The sequence below is a fragment of the Microcystis sp. M20BS1 genome (assembly GCF_020245305.1).
GTDB lineage: Bacteria > Cyanobacteriota > Cyanobacteriia > Cyanobacteriales > Microcystaceae > Microcystis > Microcystis ichthyoblabe_A.
On sequence record NZ_JADBUZ010000209.1, the window covers coordinates 1 to 9,418 of the forward strand.

The window sequence follows — 9,418 nt, forward strand, 5'->3', positions numbered from 1 at the left end:
CTTTCAAGACTCGGTTAACAATTTGTAATATTCCTTGTTGACACCCTTACAAAACAAAGAAAAAACTGAAATCAAGTCAGGATAAGGGTTGGAGTGCTTACTGCAAAAATTGTTAAGAAAGATCCCTATAAGGGATAGCTTGATAAGGGGGGTGCCGATAGGTGGAGGGATCCCCCCTGCCCCCTTGATAAGGGGGGTATCTGACAACTTTTAACACCTACCTACTTAGCTTTTCCCGGATCGGCTTTTAGCATTGGTTTTGGCAAAGATAACTGCTATAATCAGGCTAATTAGTAGGAAAACTCTCTATCTCTACATTTTTGCATAGTTTACACCACAAGTCCGGGCATGAAAACCGACAGTATTTTTTATGATCTTTTTCAATCTTATCCGTCAATTTTCTTTGAATTAATCAACCTTTCTCCCAGAGAAGCAGAGAATTACCGCTTTGATTCCGTCGAAATCAAGCAACTAGCTTTTCGTATTGATGGCGTATTTTTGCCCAATATTACCAATCCTAGCATTCCTATTTATTTCTGCGAGGTGCAATTTCAAGATGATCAGAATTTTTATGGCCGTTTCTTTGCTGAAATCTTCCTATATCTCAGTAAAACTGCTTTTAACAATGATTGGCGCGGGGTGGTCATTTATCCCCATCGTCGGGTAGAATCAGATAAGATTGTACGTTATCAAGACTTATTGACATCTGGGAGAGTGACGCGAATCTATTTAGATGAACTAGATGATATTAATCAAGATTCCCTGGGTATTGCCACCATAAAATTAATTATTGCTAAAGAAAATCAAGCAGTGGCAACAGCCAAACAACTTATTACACGAGTGCGAACTGAATTTACCCAACCGCAAAACCTCCTACAATTAATAGAAACGATCCTTATCTATAAATTACCACGTCTAAGTCGCCGGGAGATAGAAGCCATGTTTAGTTTAGATGAACTGAAACAAACCCGTTATTTTCAAGACGTTCGAGAAGAAGGTAAACTGGAAGGTAAACTGGAAGGTAAATTGGAAGGTAAACTAGAATCTGTGCCGCGTTTATTGGCTTTAGGTTTAACGGTAGAACAAATTGCTCAAGCCTTGGACTTAACTGTAGAAAAAGTGCGAGAAATACCAGAAACCCATTAAGCTAATCTAGCAGTAAGCTATGACAGCGTTTCTGATCAAGATAAAGTGTAACCTAATTTGCTATCGACCAGCGACTCGCCAAAATAAAAACTTCCTACCTCACCTATGACTAGCACTCCTTCAGCTTCTTTAAAATTAAAAAAAACAAAAATTACCGACACAAATATCACTCTCTCCCATGGCAGTGGTGGCAGCGCAATGCGGGATTTAATTAATGAGATATTTGTTAATAATTTTGATAATAACCTACTGGCAACCCTTGAAGATCAAGCCCGATTTGAAATTAAAGATTTGGCTAAAATAGGCGATCGCTTGGCATTTACCACCGATTCCTATGTGGTTTCTCCCCTATTCTTTCCCGGGGGTGATATTGGCAGTTTAGCAGTCAATGGAACCGTTAATGATTTGGCTGTCGGTGGGGCAATTCCTCTCTATCTCAGTTGTAGTTTTATCCTCGAAGAAGGTTTATCTATCGACACCCTAAAAACCATCGTTACCAACATGAAAATAGCCGCCGAAAAAGCAGCGGTAAAAATCGTCACCGGTGATACAAAAGTCGTTTCCAGGGGACAAGCAGATCAAATATTTATTAACACCTCTGGAGTGGGAGTAATTCCAGCCGGAATCAATTCCGGGGCGAATAATTTACAAGTTGGCGATCGCATTTTGCTGAACGGTTTTCTGGGGGATCACGGCGCCGCCATTCTGATTGCCAGGGGCGAATTAGACCTACAATGCACAATCGAAAGCGATTGTCAAGCCCTGAATTCTTTAATTTCTGCAATTCTGGCCGTTTGCCCACAAGTTAAAGCGATGCGGGATGCCACTAGAGGCGGATTAGCCACGGTTTTAAACGAATTTGCCCAAAGTTCAGGGGTGGGAATAGAGGTGCAGGAAACGGCGATCCCCATCCGGGAAGAAGTGCGAGGAATGTGCGAATTATTGGGCTTAGAACCGCTTTATCTGGCAAACGAGGGCAAATTAGTCCTTGTCGTGCCTCCGGAGGCAGAAAATCGCGTTTTAGCAGTGATGCGTTCCCATCCTGACGGTAAAAATGCCGCTTGTATCGGGGAAGTCGTCGCTTCTCCCCCCAATTTAGTTTACTTAAAAACCGCTTTCGGCACTAAAAGGATTCTCGATATGTTAGTCGGTGAACAATTACCGAGAATATGTTAATTAGACAGGAGACAGTTTTAAAGGAAAAAGTGAAAACTAAAAAAACAGATAGTTGGAGTTTTGGGGTTTTGGGGTTTTGGGGTTTTAGTTGAAATTTCCCTGTTCCCTGTTCCCTGATAACTGATAACTGATAACTGATAACTGAAAATGCACGAACTAGGAATCACCCAAAATATTATCGAACTTGCTTTAGAACATTCCCGAGGAATGAAAGTTAAGCGCGTGGTGTTAGAGATTGGTAAACTAACGGCAATTATGCCAGAATCGATCGCTTTTTGTTTTGATACCTGTTGTCAAGGTACTAATATAGAGGGGGCAATGTTAGAGATTCTGGAAATTTCCGGTTTAGGACAGTGCCAAGATTGCGGAAATGAGCTAGAACTAGAATATCCCTACGGAATCTGCGATCGATGTGGTAGTCGCAATATAATCATTTTACAGGGTCAAGAATTAAATCTTAAATCGTTGGAGACAGAATCCTTATGTGTGTAACCTGTGGTTGTTCTGATAACTCGGAAGTAACGGTAACTAATCCGCAAACGGGAACCCATGAACATATTTTAGCCGATGGTACTGTTATTAGTCATAGCCATCACGCTCACGATCATGCTCACGATCACGCTCACGATCATGAGCATCCCCATCATCCTGCGGAAATTCACGCTCAAATTCATGGTAATATTCTCCAAGTTGAGCAAAATCTGCTGGCAAAAAATAATCTGTTAGCGGCACAAAATCGTGGTTGGTTGAAGGGTAGAAAAACTGTTGCTCTTAATCTGGTTTCTTCCCCCGGTTCGGGAAAAACTACCCTGTTAACTCGCACAATTGCCGATTTAAAAACCGCTATTCCTATCAGTGTGATTGAGGGAGATCAAGCTACAGCTAATGATGCTCAAAAAATTAGTGAAACCGGTTGTCAGGTTATCCAAATTAACACCGGAACAGGTTGTCATTTAGAAGCATCAATGGTAGAGAGAGGATTAATCGAACTCGATCCACCGATGAATTCTTTAGTCATGATCGAAAATGTCGGTAATCTAGTTTGTCCTGCTTTATTTGATTTAGGAGAAAATGCCAAAGTCGTCATTCTTTCCGTCACCGAAGGGGAAGATAAACCGATTAAATATCCCTATATGTTCCACGCTTCTCAAGTCATGATCTTGACAAAAATAGACCTACTGCCCTATGTTAATTTTAACCTCGATCGCTGTTTAGATTACGCCTATCAGGTTAATCCCAATCTGAAAGTTTTTCAAGTTTCCGCTACCACAGGAGAAGGTTTAGATGCTTGGTACGGTTGGTTAAAATCGCTGGTTTAAGTTAAGTAGTAACACACCCAAAAAGTTCAGTCTAACCGAAAGAAAAATGACTCTAGCACTTGATGACAATATTTATAATCAACTGTTGACTAAATTTCAACCCAAGATTATTGAAAATGAAGAAGAATATGAGCAAGTGCGTCATCTTCTCCTTAATCTAATTAGTAAACAGGATCGACTACCAGAAGAAACCGCGATGGTTAAATTAATGGCGACAATTATTAAGGATTTTGATGCCAAACAACCTCAACCCGAACCAGCTTCACCCCAGGAAGTATTATTACACTTAATGTCAGCTAACAACAGGAAACAAGCTGATTTAGTTGGTAAAATTGGTTCTAAGGGTGTGGTTTCAGAAATTGTTAATGGCAAGCGATCGATTAGTAAAGCTCAAGGTAAAATTTTAGGAGAGATTTTCAATGTTTACCCCGGTGTATTCATTTAATTATCTATTAGTTGTTAATGAAAACAACCGTCATTGTTCCCCCGATTAAATGTCAAGGTATCAAAACTAAACTGGTATCATCGACCAAAAGTTTAGCGGATCAGCAAAACTTTGATCGCTGGATAGAACCCTTTTGTGGTCTGGGGTTAGTAGCTTTTAATTTACAACCCAAAAAGGCCTTATACTAAATCTAGTTATTAAAAGCTGATTATCTATTGCCTGTCCTGATGTGTAGCCTATACTCAACGGATTTAGTATTATTTGCATAAGACTCCTGAGGGTGTGTAGGTACATGATGCGAAGCTACCAGCAGCCGTGTGCATTCATGACCCTACACCTATTAGGACCTTCGTCAGGTGCTAACAATAAGGCTGACTTTTAGGCAAAAACGCGAGCATCCCGAGGACGAACATAAACTTGCTCCCCGACCTTGAGGTGCAGTTGAGCCAGTTGTTCTCGATTCAGATGGGCAATCAGAAGAGAGCGATCCGGTAGAATTAATTCCACATCGATGGCCCAACCCAGATGGATAATGCGCTCGACTTTTGCCTCAATGCTAGACCCATTGGGAGAAGAGAGAATTTCCAGGTCGTGGGGACGAATAAAAATCTTGACTCCGTTAGTACCCCCCCCAAGCTGCTCGAACAGTGCAGCCGAGGTTGGTGGTACAACATTCACCCGGCCGATAAAACTCATCACAAAAGCAGAGGCAGGATGATCGTACACTCGATCGGGAGTTCCCACCTGTTCGATTTTACCCTCATTGAAAATTACGATCTCGTCGGCCACTTCCATGGCTTCCTCTTGGTCGTGGGTGACGAAAACACTGGTGACATGGACTTCCTCGTGTAACTGTCGCAACCAAATCCGGAGCTCTTTTCTAACTTTGGCATCCAGGGCCCCAAAAGGCTCATCTAATAATAATACTTCCGGTTCCACCGCTAAGGCCCGGGCCAGGGCAACCCGTTGACGTTGACCCCCGGATAGTTGGGACGGATAGCGATCGCCTAATCCCTGCAATTGAATTAAACTCAAGAGATTGTCCACTCGTTTTTGAATGTAGTTCGGGGTAGCTTTGCGAATATTTAAACCGAAAGCGATATTCTGACGCACCGTCAGGTGTTTAAAAAGCGCATAATGCTGAAAAACAAAGCCAATATTCCTTTTTCTGACGTTTAAATGGGTTGTGTCTTTGCCGTTGATGATAATTTTGCCTGTGTCGGGGGGTTCTAATCCTGCGATCGCTCTCAGGAGAGTAGTTTTTCCTGAACCAGACGGCCCCAGCAGTGCCACCAGACGATTCGATTTGATCTCTAGATTGATGTTGTCTAAAGCGGTAAAGGTGCCGAATTTTTTCGATACTTGCTCGATGATGATACTCACGGTGGCTAATCCTCTGGCAAAAAATGTATAGGGTTTGACCGTATTTTAACCATGATTTAATCGCAGTCGTATTAAAATACAATTACATTTTACAAGATAGCAAGAAAATTAAGTTTCGATTCGGGAGATTACTGGTTATAAACGGAGACTAAAAAGATTAAACAGCGATAAAAGCTTACTATTACTCTTTTTTACTTTTTTAAAGGCTTAATTAACTAATTTTGTCCATTAACGACCAGAAACGCACTAGAGAAGAGAGACGACTGAGGCAAAAATGGACTATTCTTTATTGGCAATATTTAGCTTTTTTATCGGAATTATCGTGGGATTAACGGGAATTGGTGGTTCATCCTTGATTACACCCCTATTGATCTTTGTATTTCAGGTTCCCGCTACCACCGCAGTGGGTTCCGATGTGGTGGCGGCCGGGTTGATGAAAGTGGTCGGCACCGTTCGTCACTGGCAACAGCAGACGATCGAGTTAGAGGTGGTAAAATGGCTGGTAATTGGCAGTGTACCGGGTTCTCTGTTAGGATTAGTCGGTTTTCGCTATTTTCAGCAGAATAGCTCCCTCAATCTCGATCAATGGTTGCCCCATATCATCGGTCTTGTCTTGATGATCGTAACTGTCCTAGCGGCCCTAGAACTACTAATCTCCTTGTTTTTTCCCGATTTGTCCCCTTGGTCCTGGCCAAAATTAGATTTAACCACTCGCTCCGGTCAGATAAAAACAACGATATTAGGGGCAGTTTTAGGCTATTTGGTCGGTTTAACCAGTATTTCCAGTGGTTCCTTGTTTGCATTGGTCTTGATGACCTTTTTTCAGCTTGATTCTCGCAAATTAGTCGGTACAGATCTATCGCAAGCGTCCATCCTCTTAACCTGTACTTCCATCGGTCATCTGGGATTAGGAACGGTAGATTGGAATCTGGTACTTCCCATCTGGTTAGGTGGGATACCGGGGGTGGTAGTGGGAGCAAGATTATCGGAATATTTGCCCAAAAATGCCCTAAAAATACTGCTTTATACGGTTCTAGTCACGGTCAGTTGGCGCTTACTCCAACCCACCTAATCCCCAGAGTTTACTCGAAAGTCATCATACTACCGATCAACAGATCGGGACTGGTGGCGACAAAATAGATAATTCCCGCACCGAGAATGACGATCGCTAAACTAAATAGTACCACCCATCGATCGGCTGGTTCGTAGGTATCTTCATCTATATCTCGTCTGACTGTAAAATAATGGGCTGTGGTCAAAAATACGGTCAATAAACCCACTAAAGCAAACATTAAGCCTAATTTCCAGCCATAACCGGGCCGGGGAACCAGAGGAGGATGAAAGGCCCGTAAACGCAGGATAACCATACCAAAACCCATTAATGCGATCGCCGTTCGCATCCAAGACAGATAGGTGCGTTCATTGGCCAGATGATCGCGGACTCGATTGGGATTGACTTTTTTCGGTTTAATGCTGGTCTTGCTTTCCGTCACTGGTGATTTGAGAAAAAATAACATGATCGAGATGACTGGGGGTCCGTTTCAAGGGGAGCACTTGAGAAGATGATGTTATTCTATGGCACTTGAGTTATAGATGGTATGGAAAAAATCTAAAATCTCTTTTTAAATGTATTTGTATTGAATCAAAAATTAAATAGGGGTTGCTGAATAAATCTAAAAACATTGTTCGATAAGACTTTTAGACCTTTTTGAAATCCAAAAGTACCGGACATTGGAGGGATCGGGGGGAAAATTCCTGGACTTTTTACCTGAAAATGGGTAAAACCCTGCACCCTACACCCTACACCCTACACCCTACACCCTGCCCCCAGGAAAAACCTTTTGCCGCAAACCCTAAATAGATTCTGCTTGCTGCTGGAAAAGCTCCCATCCATAGCTTAAGGATAGGGCCAAGAAAGCGAGGGGAAGACTTTCCTTGACTATAAATACACCCAAACCGATCAACACACAGGGGACAAAGTGGCTGCCGTGACTGGTAATTAAATTAGCGATCGCCGGTAATTTAGTCAACTGATGAGCAGTAAAACACCAAACACCCACCAAGATGAGAAAAACGCTGACGATAGTGACTAAATTTGGCCAGGTATTACTAGCGAACAGCGGCAGATAAATGCCGATATTATCACTACCATTGGCGATGGTAATTGCCGCCACAGCGCCGGTTTGAGGGGAAAACCAGGCCGCCAAAGGAGAAGAAGGTGCTGATTCTACAGTCACCTCCAGAGGATTATCCGTCTCGGTTTCCTCTCGCTGCCAGAGACTCCGAATCCCGAAAATCACAGGCAACAGACCGAGAAAACGAATCCACTGAGCCGGAATTAAGAAACTCCCGAAAAAGCCAGTTAAACTCGCCAAAATTAGCAGGATAAAGCCTAAATACTGACCGATAACGATATGACGACGGCGAAAAAGTTTATTGACCTGGGTAAAAAGAATCGTCAAAATCAGGATGTCATCGAGATTGGTGGCAATAAAGGCCGCTATTGCTGTGGATATGGCAGTAATCATGGTAGTCATAGGATTTTTTTCTTAATCGGCTCTTCTGGTCTCGATCGCCCTACTTCCACTCTAGAAAGAGCTATTAATAAAATCAAATATTCTTTCTTGTTGATTTAATAAATTAAAATGATGGAAAGACCAATAGAGACGGAAAAACTCCTTGCCATGGCCAGAATGACCCTAGATCAACTGGAAATCTTTCTCGCGACTGCTGAACATCTCCACTTCACCAAAGCAGCAGAAGCTTTATATATCACCCAACCGGCCGTCAGTGCCGCCATTGCCTCCCTAGAAAGTGAATACGGGGTGAAATTATTCCATCGCGTCGGTCGTCATATCGAGATCACGGAAACAGGACGTTTACTGCAATTAGAAGCGCAACGCATTCTTACCCAGGTAACTTTGACAGAAAGGGGATTGGCGGAATTTAACGACTTGCAACGGGGAGAACTACAATTAGGATCGAGTTTGACTATTGGTAACTATTGGCTGCCGGCAAAAATTAGCGATTTTCAGGAGCGCTATCCGGCAATTAAGATCAACTGCACCCTAGCTAATACGGAAGAAATCTGTCTGGGTACGGCTAACGGACGTTTTGACCTAGCATTAATCGAGGGAGAAGTCAAGAGTGATTTAACAAATTGTTTAGAACAGGAGATCGTCGGCAGCGATCGCCTATTAATTATTGTCGGACGTTCTCATCCCTGGTATAAAAGAGAAGCGATCGAATTGCCGGAATTAGTGGAAACCCCTTGGGTAATGCGAGAATCGGGATCGGGAACTCAACAAAGATTCGAGGAAGCGCTACGGAATTGGGGTATCGATTTACGCACATTAAAGGTGACTTTGCTGTTAAATACTGGAGAAATGGTGAAAGCGATTATCGAGAATAGTTCGGCAGCTGCCGGCATTTCCGAATTGATGGTTCAAAAGGAATTACAATTAGGCACATTGCGATCAATTCGAGTCATCGATACTTCCGGTTTATCCCCTCGCTATCTCGAATTTACGCGCCCTTTTTTAAAAATAAAACACCGTCAGCGCTTTCAACCCCGGGTCTGTCAAGTTTTCGAGCAGATGTTGTGATCTGATAGAAGTCACCAAAAATTAACCTGAGCAAAAATCAAGCTATGTAGGGGAAATTATTTTTTGTTAAAAAAGAGAGATTATAAGTAAGTAGTTATAATTAAATTGAAGATAGATTTTGCCTCTGATCCCCCCTTAGTCCCCCGTTAATAAGCTATCCATTAGTCAGATCTTTCTTAACAAAAAGAGAAGAAACTTAAAAAAAGGGGAAACGATTGATAGGTATAGTTTTGAAAGAAGGAATTAAGGTGGAGGTGAGCAAAAAAATGGAGAAATGGGCAGCCCAAGAATTACAGTAGGCAGACCTAGGGGACACCAGAAGAAAGAAAAGGTTAATCAGTATC

At 42.4% G+C, this 9,418-nt stretch carries 11 protein-coding genes; 8 read left to right on the forward strand and 3 right to left on the reverse strand.

Annotation, left to right across the window (positions count from 1 at the left end; all coding sequences use genetic code 11):
* Window positions 1-348: 348 nt before the first annotated feature.
* The 6 genes from IM507_RS20020 (at window position 349) to IM507_RS20045 (ending at window position 4,274) form a co-directional block, all read left to right on the forward strand.
* The gene (locus IM507_RS20020) at window positions 349-1,146 is read left to right on the forward strand and encodes an Rpn family recombination-promoting nuclease/putative transposase (RefSeq protein ID WP_069475229.1); all 798 of its coding nucleotides are present in this window, start codon (window positions 349-351) and stop codon (window positions 1,144-1,146) included.
* Window positions 1,147-1,251: 105 nt separating this feature from the next.
* The gene (gene hypE / locus IM507_RS20025; RefSeq protein WP_190538218.1) at window positions 1,252-2,322 is read left to right on the forward strand and encodes a hydrogenase expression/formation protein HypE; all 1,071 of its coding nucleotides are present in this window, start codon (window positions 1,252-1,254) and stop codon (window positions 2,320-2,322) included.
* Between the two features lie 147 nt (window positions 2,323-2,469).
* Window positions 2,470-2,814 carry a hydrogenase maturation nickel metallochaperone HypA/HybF gene (locus IM507_RS20030; RefSeq protein ID WP_002732104.1) on the forward strand — a complete coding sequence of 115 codons (345 nt, stop codon included), beginning with the start codon at window positions 2,470-2,472 and terminating at the stop codon, window positions 2,812-2,814.
* Window positions 2,805-3,641, forward strand: coding sequence for a hydrogenase nickel incorporation protein HypB (gene hypB, locus IM507_RS20035; RefSeq protein WP_002732030.1), 837 nt, complete (start codon window positions 2,805-2,807; stop codon window positions 3,639-3,641). Before IM507_RS20030 ends, hypB begins: the two co-directional genes overlap by 10 nt.
* A 46-nt stretch (window positions 3,642-3,687) precedes the next feature.
* Entirely contained in the window at window positions 3,688-4,086 is a 399-nt protein-coding gene (locus IM507_RS20040; RefSeq protein WP_002731548.1) for a helix-turn-helix domain-containing protein, read from the forward strand.
* Window positions 4,087-4,103: 17 nt separating this feature from the next.
* Window positions 4,104-4,274 carry a DNA adenine methylase gene (locus IM507_RS20045; protein ID WP_002732828.1) on the forward strand — a complete coding sequence of 57 codons (171 nt, stop codon included), beginning with the start codon at window positions 4,104-4,106 and terminating at the stop codon, window positions 4,272-4,274.
* Window positions 4,275-4,464: 190 nt separating this feature from the next.
* Here the strand turns inward: IM507_RS20045 and IM507_RS20050 are convergent, their stop codons facing one another.
* On the reverse strand, window positions 4,465-5,469 hold the full coding sequence (locus tag IM507_RS20050; protein ID WP_002733329.1) for a sulfate/molybdate ABC transporter ATP-binding protein: 1,005 nt from the start codon (window positions 5,467-5,469) through the stop codon (window positions 4,465-4,467).
* 274 nt (window positions 5,470-5,743) lie between these two features.
* Between IM507_RS20050 and IM507_RS20055 the strand changes: the two genes are divergently transcribed.
* Window positions 5,744-6,541, forward strand: a complete 798-nt coding sequence (locus tag IM507_RS20055; protein WP_002733781.1) for a sulfite exporter TauE/SafE family protein — start codon at window positions 5,744-5,746, stop codon at window positions 6,539-6,541.
* Between the two features lie 10 nt (window positions 6,542-6,551).
* Here the strand turns inward: IM507_RS20055 and IM507_RS20060 are convergent, their stop codons facing one another.
* Both IM507_RS20060 and IM507_RS20065 read right to left on the reverse strand, forming a co-directional pair.
* Complete coding sequence (locus IM507_RS20060; protein WP_002734854.1) at window positions 6,552-6,986, reverse strand: YidH family protein; 435 nt, start codon at window positions 6,984-6,986, stop codon at window positions 6,552-6,554.
* 336 nt (window positions 6,987-7,322) lie between these two features.
* Window positions 7,323-8,006: a cadmium resistance transporter gene (locus tag IM507_RS20065; protein ID WP_190538220.1), complete on the reverse strand. Its 684-nt coding sequence runs from the start codon at window positions 8,004-8,006 to the stop codon at window positions 7,323-7,325.
* Between the two features lie 147 nt (window positions 8,007-8,153).
* Between IM507_RS20065 and IM507_RS20070 the strand changes: the two genes are divergently transcribed.
* Window positions 8,154-9,074 (forward strand): LysR substrate-binding domain-containing protein, encoded by a 921-nt coding sequence (locus tag IM507_RS20070; RefSeq protein ID WP_042790466.1) that lies wholly within the window; start codon window positions 8,154-8,156, stop codon window positions 9,072-9,074.
* Window positions 9,075-9,418 lie beyond the last annotated feature (344 nt).

Excerpts from the sequence above, each read along its gene's own strand:
- IM507_RS20020 (WP_069475229.1), top strand. The coding sequence starts at position 349 with ATGAAAACCGACAGTATTTTTTATGATCTTTTTCAATCTTATCCGTCA.
- hypE (WP_190538218.1), top strand. The coding sequence starts at position 1,252 with ATGACTAGCACTCCTTCAGCTTCTTTAAAATTAAAAAAAACAAAAATT.
- IM507_RS20030 (WP_002732104.1), top strand. The coding sequence starts at position 2,470 with ATGCACGAACTAGGAATCACCCAAAATATTATCGAACTTGCTTTAGAA.
- hypB (WP_002732030.1), top strand. The coding sequence starts at position 2,805 with ATGTGTGTAACCTGTGGTTGTTCTGATAACTCGGAAGTAACGGTAACT.
- IM507_RS20040 (WP_002731548.1), top strand. The coding sequence starts at position 3,688 with ATGACTCTAGCACTTGATGACAATATTTATAATCAACTGTTGACTAAA.
- IM507_RS20045 (WP_002732828.1), top strand. The coding sequence starts at position 4,104 with ATGAAAACAACCGTCATTGTTCCCCCGATTAAATGTCAAGGTATCAAA.
- IM507_RS20055 (WP_002733781.1), top strand. The coding sequence starts at position 5,744 with ATGGACTATTCTTTATTGGCAATATTTAGCTTTTTTATCGGAATTATC.
- IM507_RS20060 (WP_002734854.1), bottom strand. The coding sequence starts at position 6,986 with ATGTTATTTTTTCTCAAATCACCAGTGACGGAAAGCAAGACCAGCATT.
- IM507_RS20065 (WP_190538220.1), bottom strand. The coding sequence starts at position 8,006 with ATGACTACCATGATTACTGCCATATCCACAGCAATAGCGGCCTTTATT.
- IM507_RS20070 (WP_042790466.1), top strand. The coding sequence starts at position 8,154 with ATGGCCAGAATGACCCTAGATCAACTGGAAATCTTTCTCGCGACTGCT.